The sequence below is a fragment of the Bifidobacterium sp. W8103 genome (genome assembly GCF_016100775.1).
In the GTDB taxonomy this organism is placed as follows: Bacteria; Actinomycetota; Actinomycetes; order Actinomycetales; family Bifidobacteriaceae; genus Bombiscardovia; species Bombiscardovia choladohabitans.
In genome coordinates this window covers 983888-1003597 of the sequence record NZ_JACFRV010000001.1, presented here as the reverse complement: position 1 = coordinate 1003597, position 19710 = coordinate 983888, and the positions used below count along the sequence as shown (strand labels likewise).

The following is a 19710-nucleotide window of genomic DNA, read 5'->3' as shown; positions in this document are numbered from 1 at the left end:
TATACGGGAAGAGCCCCGCACGGATGCGCCGCGCGGGGCTCCTGGTCACCCGGTCAACAAGGAAAGGAGATGATATCAATGATCGATACGGGCCCTGCGGCTCGGCGGGAAACCATGGCCGAGCCACAGGGTCACAGGAACGCTCAGTTCAGCCGCAGCTCGCTGGCCGGGGAGAACAGGTGCATCTTTTCAGGATCGATGTGGATCTTGACCACGTCGCCCACCTTGGGCAGGTCACGCGGGTTGACACGGATGGTGGTCAGCTTGTTCTGGTCGGACATGACGATGGCCTGTTCAGCCACGCTGTTGTCGGTCAGAATGTTGCCGTAGATGTAGCCGTCGGAGCCCAGATCCTCCACGTTGGCCACCTTCAGGGAGAAGGCATCCGGATCGTCGGCACCGGCCAGAGCAGCATTCTCTGGACGGAAGCCCACCACAATCTTGCCCTGGTCCTCGGGGGTCAGCTTGTCGACGGCCTCGCGAGGCAGGCTGATGGTGTCCTCACCGATCTTGGCCTGGCCGTTGACCACGGGGTGGATGTTGATGTTCATGGAGGGCGAGCCGATGAAGCCGGCCACGAAGACGTTCTCGGGCCGATCGTAAAGCTCGGTAGGCGCACCCACCTGCTGCAGGACGCCCAGCTTGATGACGGCGATCCTGTCGCCCATGGTCAGAGCCTCGGTCTGATCGTGGGTCACGTACAGGGTGGTGACGTTGAGCTGACGCTGCAGGGCGGCGATCTGGGTACGGGTCTGGACACGCAGCTTGGCGTCCAAGTTGGACAGAGGCTCATCCATCAGGAAGACCTTGGGCTGACGCACAATAGCGCGGCCCATGGCCACACGCTGGCGCTGACCACCGGACAGGGCCTTGGGCTTGCGGTCCAGGTACTCGGTCAGATCCAACACCTCGGCGGCCTTCTCCACCCGCTGGCGGATCTCGTCCTTGGGGGTGCCGGCGATCTTCAGGGCGAAGCCCATGTTGTCGGCCACGGTCATGTGGGGGTAAAGGGCGTAGTTCTGGAAGACCATGGCGATGTCGCGGTCCTTGGGCTGCATGGTCGTCACGTCCTTGTCGCCAATCATGATGCGCCCCTTGTTGACCTCTTCCAAGCCGGCCAGCATGCGCAGGGTTGTGGACTTTCCGCAACCGGAAGGCCCAACCAGAACAAGGAATTCACCGTCTCTGATGTCCAGACTGAGGTCACTGACCGAGGGCTCATCGTTGCCCGGGTAGATACGAGTGACGTGGTCGAATACCACTTCTGCCATTGTTCATCCTTTCATCGGCAGGTACGTGCCGAACGATCCGTAGTGAAGGGTTGTTTTTCACTGTGGTTTCCGTCCCGGGGTCAACACCGACATCGGCATGGCCATGCGACGGTTTTCTATTTTGTGGTTAAGAGAAACTCTCCCTTGAGCCAGTGCCCACTATACACCAAGGTCCGAATTCGACGTGCGAACCCTTGCCTACTCAATCCTTGGACTTGTCGGAATCTTCGGAATCGCGCTCGAAGACCGTCCTGGCAACGTTGATCGCATTGATGACCCTGGGGAATCCCACGTAGGGAGCACATTGGAGTATGGCTTCGACCACGGCCGCCCTGCTCAGCCCGACATTCAGGGCCCCCTGTATATGAACGGCCAGCTGCGGGGCCGTGTCACCCTGCGTCACCAGGCTGCCTATGGTGACCAGCTCACGCTGCTGGAGATCCAGTCCTTTCCGGGTGTATATGTCGCCAAAGGCGAATTCGACAATCCAACGGCCAAGGTCCGGCGCTATATCCTGAAGCGAATCGATGACAGCCTGGCCTCCCTTGCCGTCAATAGCGGCCAAGGCCTCGGATCCCTTTTCAAAGCGCGAAGCTTCCATGGAAGCCCCTTCTTTCTGTTGTTTTGCATATTTTCCCGCCGAGAATATTGTATCAACGCCTGTTCGCTCATTATGCCGCTGGCGGCCTCGGACGCGGCGAAACAGCCGGGGCCGCAATCAGGTGCTTTTCAACCAGTCGGGGCACAATGGAGATATGAGCGATCTTGAGGGTTTGGACCTAAGGCCGGGACGGCTGGTCGGGGGCTACACCCTGATCGAGCCCCTGGGCGGCGGCGCCATGGGGTCCGTCTGGCGTGCACGGGATGGCGGAGGCCAGGACTACGCCATGAAGATTCTGCGGGAATCCCTGGAGGAGGACCAGGTCTCGTCAGAGAGCCCTGACGAACGTGACCGTGCCTCGGCCCGTGAGCGCCTGCGACGCGAGGCTCTGGCCCTGCAGCGGATCCGTCATCCAGGAGTCTGCCGGATCGTGGATATGGAACTTGATGATGCCTTGGCATTCATCGTGACAGAGCTGATCGAGGGGCGTAACCTGCGCGACGATGTGGCGGTCAACGGCCCCTATCGTGGCGACGACCTGGAGCGGCTGGCACGCAAGCTGACCGATGCCGTCGCAGCCGTCCACCAGGCGGGCATCGTCCACAGGGACATCAAACCCACCAATGTCATGATTTCGGTCTCGGGGCCGGTGCTGGTGGACTTCGGCATCGCCATGGGCCAGGGGCAGAGCCACGTGACCAGGACCGGGCTGGTCATGGGGACCCCCGGCTTCATCGCCCCGGAGATCATCGACGGAGCCGAGGCCGATCAGGGAACCGACTGGTGGAGCACGGCCGCCGTTCTGGCCTACGCGGCCACCGGACGGGCGGTCTTCGGCGACAAACCCATGATGGCGGTCCTGGAGCGGGAGGCCTCAGGCAATGCCGACCTGTCCGGGCTACCCACCGGCACCATGAGAGCCTTGCGCTCGGCCCTCTCCCCCGACCGAGGCGCGCGTTGCACACCCCAGGAACTCTTGGAGGCCATCAGCCGGGATGCCATGGATCCGCAGGCCTGGCAGGGGGAGCAAGACGACCAGGATACGGGCAGTCAGGAGACGATGCGCCCTTTTGGCGCCGGCTCTTCGGGGGCTGAGGGGCAGGCCGACTCGCCCACCATGGTCGTTGAACCGGCCACCATGCCCATGCCACCAATCAGACAGGCTGATCCAGACAGTCCACGGACGGCCTGGTCACGACCTCCGACCGAGGACGAAGCCGATGAACAGACGACCCTCCTGCCCGACTCGGAGCAACCCACCAGCCTCTTGAACCCCCTTCCCGCTATCCAGGAGCAGCAGGAGCAGACCCAGACCTGGCAGGATCAACAACCCCTGGCCGACCGCCAAGATCTGCAGGCCACCACTGTTCAGGACCCGCTGCCACCGGCACAGCCCCTGCCCAGCGGATACCGCAACGAGGCGAACGCCCACTGGTTGGGAGACCAGCCCCCCGCACAGATGCGACGTCTGCGTTACTTGAAAGCCGGAACCCCCTGCCTGGTCATGCTGGGAGTTTTCCCCGCCCTGCTGACAGCCCTGGCCCCGGTCTCGGCACTGGTCGCCGCCGGAATCCTCCTGTGGGTCCTGAGCACCGCAGGATGGGGCATAAAAGCCCAGATCGAACGGGAGCTGCGCCGCAGCGGCCCTAGGCGGGGCACCGACCATCTGCTGAACGTGGCCGCCCTCCCCTGGCACCTGCTCAAGGGCCTGGCGGCCGCCCTGCTCCGCCTGCCGGGCATAATCCTTGTCCAAGCCTTGGTGGCCCTGCCGCTGACCTGGGCCGGCACCCTCACCACCGTTCGCGCAGGCCTGACCCTGGGCGAACACCTGCTGGCCCTCCCCCTCCCGGCGGCCAGGCCCCTGTCCGCCGGCGGACTGGCCATGGCCCTGGCGACGCTGGTCGGCTGGCTGTTGACGACCTTGCCCACGCAGGACCGCTCAACCCCCAAGGCCGACAGCGGCAACATGGTCCTGCGTTTGGCGGCAGGCCGTATTCCCCTGGGCCGCCAGGACCCCGAGATGCCGGGCAGCCCCCGCCGCAGGTGGATTCTGCTCCTGATCTGGCTGCTGATCATTGCCGTCCTCCTTGCCGGGCTGATAGCCCAACCCTCCATGGACTGGGCCCCCATCCACCTTCTGCGCGCCTAAGGTCGCGCTCCACCCCTGGCGGCTACACTATGCTCAGTACGCCAAGGAAAGGATCCAGGTCATGTCCAAGGGCAAGCAGAACCGCAAGGCCGCGCTCAAGGCCCAGGAAGAGGCCCGACGGCTCCAGGAGGCCAAGGAGCGCCGCCAGCAGACTATGATCGGCGTCATCGTCACCGTGGTGCTCATCGCCCTGATCGCTCTGGGCGGATTCCTGTACTGGCGCAGCCATCGCCCTGTCAAGACCCAGGACCTGGAGCAGGCTCGTCAGGCCGTCGCAAAGGTCAAGGAAAAGCCCTCGGCCGCCAATGACCAGGGCGGCTTCCTGATCAGTTCCAAGGGGCTGGGCAAGCCGGTGGCCAAGGCTCCGACCGTGGAGATCTACATGGACTTCATGTGCCCAGGCTGTGGCGCTTTGCACCGCGGGCTGGACTCCACCCTGACCGGTCTGGTGGATGCCGGACAGATCAACCTGGTCATCTACCCCATGAGCTTCATGGACCGGCTCTCCACCGACAACTATTCGACCAGGACGGGCACGGCCACCATCTACGTGGCCCAGCACGACCCCGAACACCTGCTGCCCTTCATCGCCAATCTCTACGCCAAGGACTTCCAACCGGACGAGTCCGACTACCACCCCGTCAGCAACGACAAGATCCGCCAGCAGGCCATAAAGGCCGGGGTTGATCCCAAGGTCGCCGATCAGGCGGTCAAGGGCCACTACCGGGCTTGGATCAAGGCCATGGACGCCTACACCCCCCTGCGCAAGGAGCTCTGGAATCCCAGCGGGTCCAACAAGGGGCAGATGACCACGCCCACGGTCCGCATCAACGGCAATTACTGGGAGCTGGGCAACCTGTCCCGAGCGGGCTTGGACTACAGTTCAGGCCTGCTCAAGGCTCTGGGCCTGGACCAGTCAAAGGTGGGCGTCAAGGGCGCCATGCCGGCCATCGGCGCCTCCGGCCAACCGCGCTCGCTGAGCTGAACCGGGCAGGTCGAGAGAAATTATGCGCCCAGCGTCCCCTTGGGGGCACGGTGATGGTACGATATCATTCCGTACCGCGGCCCGGAATGCTGTAATGGACCACCGGGACCGCCTCCTTAGCTCAGTTGGCCAGAGCAGCCGCCTTGTAAGCGGCAGGTCGTCAGTTCGACTCTGACAGGAGGCTCTACGCCAGGAACGAACCATTAAATCCGACTATCCGGCTTTGTCTCCGGGCAGGCTATAATAATGGACATTACCTGGATAATTGCAAATACTTCCCTCGAGTAAGTCATTTCGGAGGCTCGTTCTCCGAAGTACGAACGGAGCTTTTCCCCAACCATCTCCGTTCGTATTCGAGGACGGGAGCATTCCCCTTCATTCCCGTCCTCTTGACGTTGATCCGCCGGCCCAGGGCCCGGGTCTTGAAAAGCCGACTGACCGATGACGGCCAGGTCGGCTTTTTTGTTGCCGACGGTCTGCGACAAATGTGGATGTTTGCCCGACCTTGCGAATTGTGCGGCCTCGCTCCATGCACGCCCCGTTAGAATTGCCGGGTACAGACAAGGCAGGAACAGGGAGGCGAGCACATGGCCAGACGCTGGACACCGCGGCGTTTCGTCGTGCTCAGAAGAATCCGCGTGGTCTCCTGTGCCCTCCTGGTCGTTCTGGCCACGGTCCTGACCTTCGGCATAGCCGCGCGCAAGAGCGTGGCGCTGAGCGTCAACGGGCAGACCAGAATGGTGACCACCTACGCCTACAGCGTGGACGGTCTGCTGCGCGAGCGAGGGATCAAGGTCAAGACCCACGACCTGGTCGATTCCACTTCAGGAGGCCAGCTGCGCAACCATGCGGCGGTCACTGTGCGTTCCGCCTACCAGACCACCATCGTCATCCAGGGCCAGCGGGTGCCTTTCTGGACCACGGCCACCAGCATGGACCAGCTGCTGGGATTCTTCGAGGAGAACCGCAGGCAGGCCATGAAGGTCACCGTGGATGTGGACAACGTCTATAACCAACTGACCGGCGGTCTGGTCATCAACCAGACAGGGCCGGTCACGGTCATAGCTGACGGGAAGACCTCGGTGGCCCCTGACGGCAAGCTCCCAGCCGCCTCCATCCTGGACTCCAAGGGCATCGTGCTGGGCAAGGAGGACCGGGTCAGCGTCGAGCATGACCAGGGCACCACCGTGCTGCGGGTCCAACGGGTCACCCACGGAAACACTCAAAGAACAATCCCCATACCCTTCGCTACGAGGACCGTGGTCGACCCGAGCCTGGCGCCCGGTCAGACCCAGATGCGGCAGGCGGGCGTAGCAGGTCAACGCCTGCAGACCATCCGGGTCACCTACGTGGACGGACAGGCCGAATCGGAGCAGGTGATCAAGGAGGAGACCGTAGCCATACCGGTGGATCAGGTGGTGGCCGTCGGTCCCGACAAGCCGAAGGAGGGACAGAACAGCGGGCAGCAGTCCAAGGACACAGGAAAGGATTCCCAACAGGCGCAGAAGACCCCCTCTCCGAGCCCCTTGACCAGCAAGGATTCGCAGTCGGCAACGACACCGGCCCCTGCGCCAACACAGACCAAGCCGCCGCAGACTACGCAGCCGAAACAGCCAAGCACACCAGCTCCAACCAAGCCCGAGAACAAACCAGCCCCGTCGCCAGCACCAGCGCCCAGTCCATCTCGTGACGGTCTTTGGCATGCAAAACCCGGTGTAGCCCAGGCCTATGCCGGGGGCGCTGCCGCCCAGCGGGGATGGACGGGTTCGCAATTCGATGACCTGGTGAAACTCTGGAACAAGGAATCAAGATGGCTCTGGTATGCCGAGAATAAAGATTCAGGCGCCTATGGCATCCCCCAATCTCTGCCAGGCTCTCAGATGGCGAGATATGGAGACAATTGGCGCGATGATGCTGCCATTCAGATCGACTGGGGCCTCTGGTACATCAACTATAAATACGGTAATCCGAGTACAGCCTGGCACCACTCGGAGCAATACAACTGGTACTGATCCCCTAACCACATCTACGAGCAACGAACAGAAATGGACACTAAAACCGAGAGTGACCGCCTCCTGGGAGCAGCCGACATCCGACGCCTCGCCGACCAGATCGGCATCCACCCCACCAAACGGCTGGGGCAGAACTTCGTCATCGATCCAGGGACTGTCCGCAGGATTGTCCGTCTGGCCAAGGTGGAATCTGGCCAGCCCGTTCTGGAGGTGGGTCCTGGTCTGGGATCCCTGACTCTTGGATTGTTGGAGGCGGGCTGCCTGGTGACCGCCGACGAGATCGATCCCGTTCTGGCCCGACAGCTGCCGCAGACCGTCAGCGAGCGCATGCCGGAGAGCCTGGACCGGCTGACCGTAATCAACCGGGATGCCCTGACCCTGACCCCTCAGCTGGCAGGCGACGCGGGCAAGGCCACCGACCTGGCCATGGTGGCCAACCTGCCATATAACGTTGCCACTCCGATCATTCTGACCCTCCTGGCCCGGTTCGCCAATCTGAGCCGGTTCCTGGTCATGGTCCAGAAGGAGGTGGCGGACCGGCTCACGGCCGCCCCGGGCTCCAAGGTCTACGGCGCTCCCAGTCTGAAGCTGGCCTGGTATGGGCATGCCGCCCAGGCGGGCAGGATTGGGCGCCATGTCTTCTGGCCCGCCCCCAACGTGGACTCAGCTTTGGTCTCCTTCACTCGGTACAAGAATGGACGCGGGCTCGGGGACGAAAGCACGAGGACCCAGGTCTTCTCTCTGATCGATGCCGCCTTCGGACAGCGCCGCAAGACCCTGCACGCCGCACTTAAGAGCCTGGTGACCGCCGAAGCCTTCCAGACCGCAGGCATCGACCCTGCACGCCGGGGGGAAACCATGACCATCGAGGAGTTCGTCGCCCTGGAGCAAGCCCGCCGCGAGGTGGCTGCGTGAGCCCGGCAGCCAGGAGGGAGGGCGTTGCCCTTTACTGTCCCGCCAAGATCAATCTGAGGCTCCGCGTCGGCCCGACGCGAACCGACCTTGGAGGGCGACACCGCCTGGACACCATATACAGTGCCGTGGGAATCTGGGACAAAGTCGAACTTCGCCGGAGAGAACCAGGCAGTGGATTCCGCCTGAGCCTGGAGGGCGATCACCTGGGCGACCTGAACCGCCGTGATGCCGATCCACATGCCAACCTGGCCGTCAAGGCCCTCCTGGCCATGGCCAAGGCCACCGGACACCAGCCTGATGTGGCCATCCACATCGTCAAGCGGATACCGGTGGGTGCCGGACTGGCCGGCGGATCCGCGGATGCCGCCGGAACCATGCTGGGGCTGAACCGGCTCTGGAATCTGGGGATGGCTGCCGCCGATCTGGATCGTATCGCCGCCGGGCTGGGCGCAGACCTGCCCTTCTGCCTGCATGGAGGGCTCAGCAGGGGCACGGGCTTCGGCCAGATTCTGGAACCCCTGGAACCGGATGGTCTGCAAGCCCAGCGGCTGTCCCGGGCCGGGCTGACCGGGCACCTCCTGATCGGGGCCTACGAGGACCAGCTGAGCACCGCCCAGGTCTACAAGGCCTTCGATCTGATCGGACCCGGCTCCGACGACTTGAACGACCTGCAGGAGACCGCCTGTACCCTGCACCCGCGCTCGCGCCAGGCCCTGGACCTCGCCCGGCGGGCAGGCACCGGTCCGGCCTTCGTCTCCGGATCGGGCCCCTCTGTGGTGGTCATGGCCCCTCGCCCCGAGCAGGCAAGCACACTGATAAGGCTCTGGCGGGAGCAGAATGCCGTGGACAGGATCATCGAGACTGACTCGCCAGTCCTGCCCAGGATAATCCCCCTGCGAGTCACCCATGGACAGTAGAGTAGGCAACATGACGAATCCCGAACCACTCGACGAACGCGAGGCCCGCAGGCAGTTCGTGCGACGGCGGCAGAAGATGGTCTTCACCATAGTCGTCAGCGCCCTAGTGGCCATCCTGATCATCTGCGGACTGATCATCTTCGGGTCCATCGGGCATACTGCCGAACACGCCACCATCGCCAAGCCCAACTACGGGGTCGCAGTGCCCTGCCCGCCCGACAATGCCAAGCTGGTCAACCACCCCGACATCCGCGTGCGCGTGCTCAACGGAACCAACAAGTCCGGACTGGCCACAGCCCTGGCCTCGGCCCTACGCAATCGGGGATTCAACATGCAGGATGTGGCGGACTATCCGGGCAAGACCGAGACCGCCCGCACCCAGATACGCTTCGGGGCCTCAGCCATTGACCGCGGCTACACAGTGGGATCCCAATTCAATGATGCGGTTCTGATCATGGACGACCGCAACGACGATTTGATCGACGTGGTCATCGGGGCCACCTTTACCGATCTGGACGACGAGGACAGCAACTCTGTCGTAGGCCGCAAGATCGAAGCCATCAAGGGCTGCCAGGCCGACCCCTCCTCCATGAAGAACCTGCCCAAGGCTCCCAAGGCCTGACACCGCAGATCCGGCGTACCGCCGGGTTCAACATCCGCAGTCTCCCGACCAAGAGCGCCCGCCCGGAAAGGTACGACCTGAGTCAGGCTTAGTCAGCGCCTTCTCTTTGCCACCAGTCCCGCAACTCCTGCTCGGCTGTCTGCCGGTCGACCGGGCCCTGATCCAGGCGGTAGTCCAGCATATGCTGATAGGCACGTCCCACCTGCGGTCCGGGTTTAAGGTCCAGGATCTGCATGATCTGCCGTCCATCCAAGTCGGGCCGGATGGCATCCAGGTCCTCTTGCCGACGCAACTGAGCCACCCTGTCCTCCAACTCGTCCATGGCGGAGGAGAAGACCTGGGCCTTGCGCTTGTTGCGGGTGGTCGCATCGGCCCGGGTCAGGCGATTGAGACGCTCATAAAGCGGGCCGGTCTCCCGGGCATAGCGGCGTACGGCCGCATCGGTCCACCGCTCGTCCACGTAGCCGTGGAAACGCAGATGCATGGAGATCAGGTCGCAGACGTCGGCGATCAGGTGGTGGTCGAAGCGCAGGGCCTTGAGGCGCTTGCGGGCCAACCGGGCTCCGACTGCATCATGGTGATGGAAGCTGACCTTGCCACCGGGCTCAAAGCGTCTGGTGGCGGGCTTGCCGATGTCGTGCAGCAGAGCGGCAAGGCGCAGGGTCAGGTCCGGGGCGGGTACCGGTCCGTCAGGTCCTGTCTCCAGGGCGATGGCCCGGTCCACCACCATCAGGGTGTGCTCGAAGACATCCTTGTGCCGGTGATGCTCGTCTATCTCCAGCTGCAGAGCCGGCACCTCCGGCAGAACGATGTCAGCCAGGCCGGACTGCACCAGAGCCTCAATGCCCTGCACGGGGTGGTCGGACAGCATAAGCTTGGTCAGCTCGTCGCGAATCCGCTCGGCCGAGACGATGTTGATTCGATCGGTCATGCGGGTGATGGCCTCTGCGGTCTCCGGGGCGATGGTGAATCCCAGCTGGGCCACGAATCGCACGGCCCGCATCATCCGCAGGGGATCGTCCTCGAAGGACTGGCGGGGATCCACCGGGGTCCGCAGCACCTGCTTGGCCAAGTCGTTGGCCCCCCGGTAGGGGTCTACGAACACCAGGTCGGGCACCCGCAGGGCCATGGCGTTGACGGTGAAGTCACGCCGTGAAAGGTCGCCCTCAAGGTTGTCCCCATAGTCCACCTCGGGCTTGCGGGAGTCCGGATCATAGGTGTCTCGCCGGTAGGTAGTCACCTCCACCTTGACCTCGGTGCCGTCAGGACGCCGCCGCAGCGCGCCCAGGGTGCCGAATTTGCGCCCCATATCCCAGAAGCCCGACCCCCAGTGACGCAGGATGGGTTCGAACTGCTCGGGCCTGGCCGAGGTGCAGAAGTCCAGGTCGTGGGAGGGCCGGTGCAGGAGCAGATCACGTACAGGACCCCCTACCAACGCCAGTTCAAATCCCTGCTCGGCGAAGAGGCGCCCGAGCTCGATGGCCTCCGGCCAGACTTGGAAATCCACGCTCACCCTTTCCTACGGAGTTGATGCGCCTACTAGCATACCGTTACCCCACCTGCACATTACCTTACGTAAAGTTGGAGTATGATTACGCCCGCGGACATGGCGCGCATGCTTGCACATAGCGCCGATTCTGCGGATACCCATGCCCGCGGCCAGCAGAGTCGGGACCACCTGGTGGAGACTGTAAGCGAACGTCTGGATCCGCAGATCCGCGAGCGCATACAGACCGAGGATGACGCTCCCACACCTGCCCTCATGCCCCGGCACAAGCATGCCTCGGGACCTTCGACCTTTGCCTCCCTGGATGCCCAGGAGCTGCCGGTGGTGCGCGAATATTCGGCGGGTGGGCTGATTTTTGACCGGCATGGCCGGGTGGCCATCATCGCCCGGCACTCCCGCTCTGGCCACCTGGAATGGTGCCTGCCCAAGGGGCATATCGAGAAGGGGGAAACACCCGAGCAGACTGCGGTGCGCGAGGTCCACGAGGAGACGGGGATACTGGGTAGGGTGACCGATTCCATCGCCACCATCGACTACTGGTTCACCGGGACCAATCAGCGGGTCCACAAGCTGGTCCATCATTTCGTCCTGCGGATGATCGGCGGATCCCTGAGCGTGGAGGGCGACCCCGATCATGAGGCCGAAGATGCCATCTGGGTGGACTTCTCAGACCTGACCTCAGTGCTCAGTTACCCCAATGAGCGTAAAATAGCCTGGCTCTACGCAAGGAAGTACAAAAAACAGCCATGATCCAGACCCCCCTGCGCCCGAGCGGGCGCACCAGCCAGCACATTCATGCCTTCAATCGGTGGACCCGGTGGACCCGAGTCCTGCTGGCGACAATCCTTCTGCTGGCCCTGGTGATGACTCCCTGGCATCCGACACCAGCCCTGGCTGCCACCAGTCATCAGAGCTCAGCCGAGGTAGCCCTGCGCTGGTCGACGCCAGTGGTGACCGACCAGTCCGGCTACGCTCTGCGCGCTGCGGTGACCAACACCGCGAACCAACCCATGGAGAATGCCCATCTGAGCGTGTCCACCAGCGCCCTCTACTCCTTCAGTTCACGGGCCGACATGCAGACCTGGTCCGAAGGCCACGCCCGCATCCCCACCCCGGACGTGCTGGGTACGCAGACAGTACCGACGATTCCGGCCGGGCAGAGCACCGAGGTCGCAGTCAACGTACCGGCTGATCAAGACGCGATCAAGAAGATGACCAGCTGGGGGCCCAAGCCCGTCCGGCTCTCCCTAAGCGACGATCAGGGCCGGATCCTGGGCGACGTATTCACCTTTCTTACGCGGACCTGGGATGGCCTGCCCACTGCAGGCACCCCCGCCCTGTCCCTGACCATGGTCCTGCCGCTGACCTCCTCGGACTGGAACATTGACGACAAGGCCATGACGGCGCTGATGACCCAGTCCAATGCCGAATCCGCGTCAGGCCCGGGCAACAATAAAAACCGGAGCGTGACACTGACCCGCCAGGGGACCCGCCGCCAGGAGGACCAGAGCCAGCTGCTGTCCAAACACGGGTCCCTGCAAGCCCTGGGCGACCCGGTCTACCTGTCCGCCTTCGCCAACCGTCCCCAGATACAAGGGCTGATGCAGCCGGCCGACTTCGACATCACCGGGTATGCATCCCAGAACCAGGACCGTTACACCCAGGCTGGAGTCACCACCGACTCCTGGAGCGCCCAGACCGCGGCCAAGCTCTATGCTGACACAGCGCCTGGCGCGTACGCCTGGCAGGGCCGACAGGAGTGGACCATGGAATCCATCGCTGCGGCCCGCCGTGCCGGATATCAGACGGTCATCGCCCCCCAGGGCTTCGAGGTCGGCGCCGGCACCTCCGCCCACACCGGCAAGTACACCATCGAGACCAAGGCCGGAAAGGTAACCGTCCTGTCGGCCCAGCGCGAACTCAGCAACCTGGCCAGAGGTCATCCAAGCTCCACACGTGCCACCGGTGAGCAGACCCAGGCCGGGCAGACGGCCCGGTTCATAGCCCAGAGCGCCTTCTATCAGATGGAACAGCCCTACGCCGAACGCTCCCTCCTGGTCTGCTTCGACGCCGATCAGGACACCCAACAGGCAGACAGGATCATGACCGAACTGGAGCATGCCCCATGGATCAAACTGGTCTCCATGGACAACCTGATGCAGGCGCCCGACTTCACCGGCGGATCTTCGGGTCTGCTCAAGGCCCTGGAGCTCGGCAACGCCAAGGGCAGCGCCAAACACGGCGATGGCCCGACAGGCACCCTGGACTCCCTGATCGCCAGCCGTGCTGACATCGACCGATTCGCCACCTCCATCCTGGCTGCCGACAAGCAGGATTCCCAACCCACCGCCAGCGCCTCAGCAGGCAAGACCGACAGCCAGGCCCTGGCCCGCCAGGATGCCGACACCACCGCCCGCCAGCCCAAGGATCCGCATCAGTGGCTGAACCAGCTGACCGCCGCCCACGACGATCTGGCTCTGAAATCCCTGGGCGGAACCGCAGCCGCCTCTGGTCTGGCCGATCAGGCCGAGGCCATATCCCACCGGCTCTTGGACGGCATCAGCATCACACCCAGCGAGTCTTTGAACGTCGTCAGCGAGACGGCCTCCATGCCCGTCACCGTCAGCAACAGCCACCCCTATCCCGTCCACGCCCGCATCAGCGCCCGAACCGATTCCATGGAGATCGTCACCTCCCGTATGGCGGAGGCGGTCATTCCCGCCCGGTCCGAGGCCCAGGTGACCTTCAAGGTCAGAGTAGCGGCAGCCGGCAGAGCCAACGTGGACATCGGCCTGCTGGACAGCCAGGGCCGTCCCTTCGGCCAGGTGCGCCGGGCTCAGATCACCAGCAATCTGCGATTGAGCGACATGAGCGGCCTGATCATCATTGTCATCGCCGTGCTCCTGGGACTCCTGGGGCTCTGGCGGCAGTTCCACCGTACGAAGGACCCGGACGAATGAGTTCCGTAGGGCGCAATTCCGCCATCATGGCCACGGGCACCGCGGCCTCCCGCGTAACCGGGCAGATCCGCACCATCCTGCTGGCAGCCGCCATAGGCACCACCGGGATCGCGGCCGATGCCTATCAGACCGGCGCCATGATCCCTCAGGTCATGTTCACCCTGATCTCGGGCGGCATCTTCAACGCCGTCCTGGTCCCGCAGATTGTGCGTACCCTCAAGGAGCGGGACGCAGCAGACCGGCTGAACAAGCTGATCACGGTCGCCATGGTCCTCCTGGCCCTGCTGACCCTGCTGCTGATGCTGGGCACTCCGGTGCTGACCACCATCTATCTGAACTCCAAGTGGAACCCGGCACAGCGGGCCCTGGCCAACTCCTTCACGCTCTGGTGCATGCCCCAGGTCTTCTTCTACGGGCTCTACACGGTCCTGGGGCAGATCCTGGCCGCCAAGGGCCGGTTCACCGCATACGCCTGGAGCTCGGTGGGCGCCAACGTTATCAGCTGCCTGGGCTTCCTGGCCTTCATCTTCCTGTTCGGCAACGCCCGCAATCAGCCGGTCGGCTTCTGGGACAACGGCAAGGTGGCCCTGACCGCCGGAGCCTGGACCCTGGGGGTGGCCTTCCAGGCGCTGGTCCTCTTTATCCCCTTGATCATGAGCGGCTTCCGCTATCGTCCTCGCTGGGGCCTGCGCGGAATCGGCCTGCGATCCATGGGCTCGGTGGCGGCCTGGAGCATGTGCGTGGTCGTCATCAACCAGCTGGCCAACGTGGTCAATGCCCGCGTCAACAACGGCGCCCCCCTGGAGGGCAACCCGTTTGACATCGCCGGCAACGGCTCCTATCAGAACGCCTACACCATCTTCATCCTGCCCTACTCGCTGGTGGCCGTCTCGGTCAGCACGGCCCTCTTCCCCAAGCTGTCCAAGGCGGTTTCTGACGGCCGCATCGGGGATGCCCGCAATGATCTGAGCCAGGCCCTGCGCAACGTCGGACTGGTCATGTTCTTCTTCGCCGCAGTCCTGCTGGCCATTCCGGTGCCCATCACCCGAGCCCTGCTGCCCTCGGTAAGCGTCCACGAGTCCGTCCTTATCTCAGGACCGCTGATAACGCTTTCCCTGGGGCTGGTTCCCACGAGCGCCTTCCTGCTCATTCAGCGCACCTTCTACGCCTTCGAGGATGGCCGGCATCCTTTCATCTTCGCGGCCGTCTCCAACACCATCCAGGTGGCAGTGCTTCTGGTATCCATACGCCTGTTGCCTCCCCGTTACTGGGCGGCGATGGTAGGGCTGAGCCTGTCCCTGAGCAGCCTCCTCAGCTTCCCTGTCCTGGCTCACATGCTGCGCAGCCCCTTCCAGAGAAATCTGGACGAGCGGCGGATTCTTATCACCTACGCCAAGGCTTTCCTGGCTGCGGGATTGGCCCTGGCGGCCGCCCTGACGGTCAAAACCCCGGTGACCCACCTGGTCGGCGCCTGGATTCAGGGCCGGCAGGGTCACATGAGCTGGGTGCAGGCGCTCTTCATCTGCGTGGTCATCACCCTGCTGACGGCGGTCATCTATGTCGTGACCCTGGTAGCCCTGCGCACTGAGGAATTCATCCAGCTCCTGGTCGATCTGGCCCGTCGGCTGGGCAGGACAGCCCGGCACCCCGTCCGCAGCCTGGACGCACTGCAGGAGCGACCCTCCCGGCTGGCCGACCGCTCGGTCAGGGTGGTGCACTCCTCCTCCCCCGACTCCGCTCTGCCCGGCATGGACGCAGCGCTGGAGAACTTCGAGGAGGCCCGCGAGTCCGACGCTGATGGAGAATCCGCGATAGCCGGACCTCCACCGGCTCCCCCGACCCCGCAACCCGTTAGGATTGTACCTAGGAACAGCAAGGTCCACCACGGTGTCGCCGACTACAGGCGGCGCCCCACTTCTGATGAGAGCTCGGCAACTATGAACGCGCATATCGGAGACACCATCCTCGGCAGATACACCCTGGTCACCCTGCTCCGCCGCGCGAACGGTCTGAGCGCCTGGCGGGCCAAGGACAAGGTCCTGGACAGGGATTGCCAGCTCTTCATCGCGGGGGATTCCACCTGCATGGACCGAATCAACATCAACGCCTCAAGCCTGGCGCTGAGCAAGGATCGCCGTTTCACCCCGGTCTATCAGCTGCACACTCGTGACAAGGTCTCCCTGATCGTCACCGCCCCCGATGCCGGCATGTCTCTGAAGGACTACATGCACGGACCCGCCGGGGAAACGCTCAGCGACCGGGCCATCGGCACCATCATGGGAGAGGTCACGGAGGCCATGCGGACCCTGCATGCCGCAGGCATGGTCGACTATGCGGTCTCCACGAGCACCATCAGGCTGGCCCCGGCCTCGATCACCCTGGCAGATGCACCCATATCGCCTATGCTCGAGCACCCGTCAGTCTCAACTGAGACGGGGTTGACGAACGAGGAGTATGCCATACGAGAGCTGGCCGGCGTGCTCTATGCCATGCTGACGCGCCGACCCGACCAGGACGGACGGCAGCCCAGTCTGCAGGAGCTGCCCAAGCAGACCCCGGAAGAGTTCAAAATCATCTGCATGCGCGGGCTGGGCCTGGCGAATGAGCAGGGAACCGTGCCGGTTCCGCTGGTCACCCTGGCGGAGCTCTCGGCCCTGCTCAGCCCCTGGGTCCCGCCCGAGGAGCTGACCGACAGCGATCTGATCTGGCCCGGACTGGACGGCCGTGCCTCCATCGAGTCCGTCGCCCTGCGTCCAGTGGACCCCAAGAACGTACTCCCGCTTCCCGAGGGGCTGACCTCCTCGGCCCTGCCTGCCAGGCAGACCGTATCCCACCATGAGCCGCACTGGAAGACCAACCAACTGCTCTTCCCCGGCCGCAGCGAGATCGAAATGCTCAATCCGGAGGATACGGATACCGACCTCTTCTCGCTCTTTGACGAGCGCCAGCGGCTGCGTTCGCTGAACAGCTCCTCCCGCAAGACCGCAGCCATGGATGTGAGCGCACTCAGAGCTACGGCGGCCAGACCCGCAGCCGTGAATGAGGAAGAGTCCAAGGCTGTGACCGGACGGATGCCGACCGTCAAAGACGATCAGCGCAAACCGTCCGAGGCTCTCAGCGGCAACGGCGTGACTGCCAACAACCCCGTGGAGCGAGGCTTCTCCCAGTGGGACTTCCACAAGTCCAGCGGCGAGGAGAATGGTGCGGCGGACAGCAGCAGCCAGGCCGCCAAGGCAACATCCAACCTGAGCGCTCCACAAGGCAACGTCGATTCGCGTGCGCGCCAAACAGGAGCTGAGGCCGCCGAACCTCTTGTCGGAGGCAGTGGAGAACCTGCAGCCCGGAATGAACACTCCTCTTCCGCCGCTGCTTCGGACAAGACCAAGGCGCCCGGCAAGGCACCTGACCAGACAGTCCGATCCTCCAAGAGCCCTGATTTCGACGAGGAGGAGCAGCAGACCACGGTCATGGAGCCGCTGCCCCCCAGCTTCACGCCTGAAATCCACTCCATGCCTGTGCCGGTGACTTACTCGGTACTTCCCGACGATGAGCAGGATAAAGATCTGGACGACGAGGCCGATATGGCTGACACCCGTCTGTTCGGCCGCTTCACGACTCGCTCGGTGGTCATCGCCATAGCGGCTGTAATCGTTGTGGTGGCCCTGGTCTGGGCCCTCTCGACCATTACCGGATCCCGATCCAAGGTCGGCAAAAGTGAGGGTGGCTGGCCGGTCATGTCCAACGTGCCCTTCCCCGGCAAGACCAATGGGGACGAGGAGGCATCCCCCTCCAGCAATGGCAATGGCGATGACAACGATCAGGCTCAGGCTGGCGCGGATGCTGATGCAGACAAGGTCAGCCACGCTGACAAGGAGGCCGGTAAGGTTCCCGATCCGCCCAAGCCCAAGAACACTACGGCCTATAAGACCAGTCGCCAGCTCTTCCTCAACAAGCCTGCCGGCCTGCAGGGCTATGGATGGTATATGCACCTGACCCAGCCGGAAGAGGTCTCCCGCCTGACCATCGTCGCGCCTCAGAGCGGAGGTCATGCCCAGGTCTATGCGAATTCCACGGCGGCTCAGCCCAACCAGGGACAGCCGCTGGCCGACTTCAGCTTCGATGCCTCGGGCACCACCCAGGTCACCCTGCGCGAGGCGGTGACGACTCAGGACCTGGTCGTCTGGGTGCCCATGGACGGCATGCCGGGAAACAGCCTGCGCTTCACCTCCGTTCAGGCCTTCTGAGCATGACTGTGGGTCGACGGCAACAAAGGCGAATCATCCTGACATCGACCCATAGACCATCTGTCGGCCGCAAATTGCCTGCAAGCCCCATGGACCCCATCAGCAGACATGACCACCCACCCATCCACATGCCGATACTATGGGTGTACCGAAATGGTAATGTGTTGGATTTTTCCTCCTACATAGCGCCTACAGGTAATACAGTTTCCTTAGACAACGGCGGCAGGAAGGCGGAAGTCAGTTATGGCGGATGATCCCAATATCGCGTCCAAGGTCATCAAGAACGATCCTTGGTACAGCTCCTATGCAACTCGAGCCGAGCAGATGCGCGCCTCCGAGATCCGTGCCCTCTTCGCCGTGGCCAACCGGCCCGAGGTGGTCTCCCTGGCGGGTGGCATGCCCTACCTGGGGCGGATGCCCTTCGACAAGTTGGCCGACCAGCTTGGCGACATGCTGCGGAGCAAGGGCCAGGTGGCCTGGCAGTATGGATCGGCACAGGGCGATCCCCACCTGCGCGAAGACGTGCTGCCCATTATGGAGCTGGAAGGCATCAAGGACGTCCAGCCGGATGATGTGGTCATCGTCAACGGTTCCCAATCGGGACTGGACCTGATTACCAGAATCATGTGCGACCCCGGCGATGTAGTGCTGGCTGAGGCGCCCAACTATGTAGGTGCCCTGGGCGTCTTCCAATCCTTCCAGGTCGATGTGGTCAACGTGGCCATGGACGGCGACGGGCTGATCCCCGAGGCTCTGGAGGAGACCATTCTGGAGCAGCGCCGCCAGGGCAAGGCGGTCAAGTTCCTCTACACCGTGCCTAACTTCCACAATCCTGCCGGCGCCACCATGAGCGTCGAGCGGAGGCCGCGAATCATCGAAATCGCCCGAAAGTACCATGTGCTCATTGTGGAGGACAATCCTTATGGACTGCTGGCCTTCGACGGCCAGACCTATCCGGCCCTGCGCTCTTACGACTCCGAGGGCATTGTCTACCTGAGTAGCTTCTCCAAGATCATCGCTCCGGGTATGCGCGTGGCCTGGATGGTTGCACCTCCTGGCATCCGACAGAAGCTGGTTCTGGCCAACGAGTCAGCCATCCTTTGTCCTTCCAACATGAGCCAGATGACTATCACCACCTATCTGGACAACTTCGACTGGAAGTCACAGATCAACGACTACCGGGGGATGTACAAGGAACGCTGCGATGCCATGGACGAGGCTTTGAAGGAATACCTGCCCTACTGTTCATGGCTCAAGCCCAAGGGTGGCTTCTACATCTGGCTGCAGATACCCCAGGGGCTCAACGCCAAGGACATGCTGCCCAGGGCGATCACCGCCAAGGTGGCTTACGTGTCTGGCACAGCCTTCTACGATAACGGGGAGGGGGCAGACCATATGCGCCTGTCCTTCTGCTATCCCACCCCCGATCGGATCCGCGAAGGAATACGCAGACTATCCACGGTCATCGAGAATGAACTCGCCACCGTCCGGCTGTTCGAGCCTGACAGCGGCAAGGAAAGGGGCTGA

13 protein-coding genes and 1 tRNA gene are annotated in these 19710 nt (G+C 63.4%); 11 read left to right on the top strand and 3 right to left on the bottom strand.

The window, feature by feature from the left end; translation table 11 throughout:
- Nucleotides 1-143 precede the first annotated feature (143 nt).
- Together H3U90_RS03755 and H3U90_RS03750 are read right to left on the bottom strand one after the other, a co-directional pair.
- Nucleotides 144-1271 (bottom strand): ABC transporter ATP-binding protein, encoded by a 1128-nt coding sequence (locus tag H3U90_RS03755; RefSeq protein ID WP_198177102.1) that lies wholly within the window; start codon nucleotides 1269-1271, stop codon nucleotides 144-146.
- A 202-nt stretch (nucleotides 1272-1473) separates the two neighbouring features.
- Nucleotides 1474-1872, bottom strand: coding sequence for a carboxymuconolactone decarboxylase family protein (locus H3U90_RS03750; RefSeq protein WP_198177101.1), 399 nt, complete (start codon nucleotides 1870-1872; stop codon nucleotides 1474-1476).
- Nucleotides 1873-2026: 154 nt separating this feature from the next.
- Here H3U90_RS03750 and H3U90_RS03745 point away from each other — a divergent pair, with 154 nt between their 5' ends.
- The 7 genes from H3U90_RS03745 (at nucleotide 2027) to H3U90_RS03715 (ending at nucleotide 9472) form a co-directional block, all read left to right on the top strand.
- Complete coding sequence (locus tag H3U90_RS03745; RefSeq protein WP_198177100.1) at nucleotides 2027-4021, top strand: serine/threonine-protein kinase; 1995 nt, start codon at nucleotides 2027-2029, stop codon at nucleotides 4019-4021.
- Nucleotides 4022-4082: 61 nt separating this feature from the next.
- Entirely contained in the window at nucleotides 4083-5006 is a 924-nt protein-coding gene (locus H3U90_RS03740; protein ID WP_198177099.1) for a DsbA family protein, read from the top strand.
- A 110-nt stretch (nucleotides 5007-5116) separates the two neighbouring features.
- A tRNA-Thr gene (locus H3U90_RS03735) sits at nucleotides 5117-5190 on the top strand.
- A 403-nt stretch (nucleotides 5191-5593) separates the two neighbouring features.
- Nucleotides 5594-7018, top strand: a complete 1425-nt coding sequence (locus H3U90_RS03730; protein ID WP_198177098.1) for a G5 domain-containing protein — start codon at nucleotides 5594-5596, stop codon at nucleotides 7016-7018.
- A 33-nt stretch (nucleotides 7019-7051) separates the two neighbouring features.
- A complete protein-coding gene (gene rsmA / locus H3U90_RS03725; RefSeq protein WP_198177097.1) occupies nucleotides 7052-7933 on the top strand; it encodes a 16S rRNA (adenine(1518)-N(6)/adenine(1519)-N(6))-dimethyltransferase RsmA in 882 nt (293 codons plus the stop codon).
- Nucleotides 7930-8850: a 4-(cytidine 5'-diphospho)-2-C-methyl-D-erythritol kinase gene (locus tag H3U90_RS03720; protein ID WP_198177096.1), complete on the top strand. Its 921-nt coding sequence runs from the start codon at nucleotides 7930-7932 to the stop codon at nucleotides 8848-8850. The genes rsmA and H3U90_RS03720 overlap by 4 nt, the downstream gene beginning before the upstream one ends.
- Nucleotides 8851-8860: 10 nt before the next feature.
- Complete coding sequence (locus H3U90_RS03715; protein ID WP_198177095.1) at nucleotides 8861-9472, top strand: LytR C-terminal domain-containing protein; 612 nt, start codon at nucleotides 8861-8863, stop codon at nucleotides 9470-9472.
- Nucleotides 9473-9560: 88 nt separating this feature from the next.
- Here the strand turns inward: H3U90_RS03715 and H3U90_RS03710 are convergent, their stop codons facing one another.
- Nucleotides 9561-10979 (bottom strand): CCA tRNA nucleotidyltransferase, encoded by a 1419-nt coding sequence (locus H3U90_RS03710; protein ID WP_198177094.1) that lies wholly within the window; start codon nucleotides 10977-10979, stop codon nucleotides 9561-9563.
- A 108-nt stretch (nucleotides 10980-11087) separates the two neighbouring features.
- Here H3U90_RS03710 and H3U90_RS03705 point away from each other — a divergent pair, with 108 nt between their 5' ends.
- The 4 genes from H3U90_RS03705 to H3U90_RS03690 all read left to right on the top strand — a co-directional run bounded on the left by H3U90_RS03705 (nucleotide 11088) and on the right by H3U90_RS03690 (nucleotide 19710).
- Nucleotides 11088-11729 carry an NUDIX hydrolase gene (locus tag H3U90_RS03705; protein ID WP_415873741.1) on the top strand — a complete coding sequence of 214 codons (642 nt, stop codon included), beginning with the start codon at nucleotides 11088-11090 and terminating at the stop codon, nucleotides 11727-11729.
- Nucleotides 11726-13939: a DUF6049 family protein gene (locus H3U90_RS03700; RefSeq protein WP_198177092.1), complete on the top strand. Its 2214-nt coding sequence runs from the start codon at nucleotides 11726-11728 to the stop codon at nucleotides 13937-13939. The genes H3U90_RS03705 and H3U90_RS03700 overlap by 4 nt, the downstream gene beginning before the upstream one ends.
- On the top strand, nucleotides 13936-18183 hold the full coding sequence (locus H3U90_RS03695; RefSeq protein ID WP_198177091.1) for a murein biosynthesis integral membrane protein MurJ: 4248 nt from the start codon (nucleotides 13936-13938) through the stop codon (nucleotides 18181-18183). Before H3U90_RS03700 ends, H3U90_RS03695 begins: the two co-directional genes overlap by 4 nt.
- A 243-nt stretch (nucleotides 18184-18426) precedes the next feature.
- The gene (locus H3U90_RS03690; protein WP_198177090.1) at nucleotides 18427-19710 is read left to right on the top strand and encodes an aminotransferase-like domain-containing protein; all 1284 of its coding nucleotides are present in this window, start codon (nucleotides 18427-18429) and stop codon (nucleotides 19708-19710) included.

What these genes read in the sequence shown, in the direction of transcription:
- H3U90_RS03755 (WP_198177102.1), bottom strand. Translation starts at nt 1,271, where the DNA reads ATGGCAGAAGTGGTATTCGACCACGTCACTCGTATCTACCCGGGCAAC.
- H3U90_RS03750 (WP_198177101.1), bottom strand. Translation starts at nt 1,872, where the DNA reads ATGGAAGCTTCGCGCTTTGAAAAGGGATCCGAGGCCTTGGCCGCTATT.
- H3U90_RS03745 (WP_198177100.1), top strand. Translation starts at nt 2,027, where the DNA reads ATGAGCGATCTTGAGGGTTTGGACCTAAGGCCGGGACGGCTGGTCGGG.
- H3U90_RS03740 (WP_198177099.1), top strand. Translation starts at nt 4,083, where the DNA reads ATGTCCAAGGGCAAGCAGAACCGCAAGGCCGCGCTCAAGGCCCAGGAA.
- H3U90_RS03730 (WP_198177098.1), top strand. Translation starts at nt 5,594, where the DNA reads ATGGCCAGACGCTGGACACCGCGGCGTTTCGTCGTGCTCAGAAGAATC.
- rsmA (WP_198177097.1), top strand. Translation starts at nt 7,052, where the DNA reads ATGGACACTAAAACCGAGAGTGACCGCCTCCTGGGAGCAGCCGACATC.
- H3U90_RS03715 (WP_198177095.1), top strand. Translation starts at nt 8,861, where the DNA reads ATGACGAATCCCGAACCACTCGACGAACGCGAGGCCCGCAGGCAGTTC.
- H3U90_RS03705 (WP_415873741.1), top strand. Translation starts at nt 11,088, where the DNA reads ATGCTTGCACATAGCGCCGATTCTGCGGATACCCATGCCCGCGGCCAG.
- H3U90_RS03700 (WP_198177092.1), top strand. Translation starts at nt 11,726, where the DNA reads ATGATCCAGACCCCCCTGCGCCCGAGCGGGCGCACCAGCCAGCACATT.
- H3U90_RS03695 (WP_198177091.1), top strand. Translation starts at nt 13,936, where the DNA reads ATGAGTTCCGTAGGGCGCAATTCCGCCATCATGGCCACGGGCACCGCG.
- H3U90_RS03690 (WP_198177090.1), top strand. Translation starts at nt 18,427, where the DNA reads ATGGCGGATGATCCCAATATCGCGTCCAAGGTCATCAAGAACGATCCT.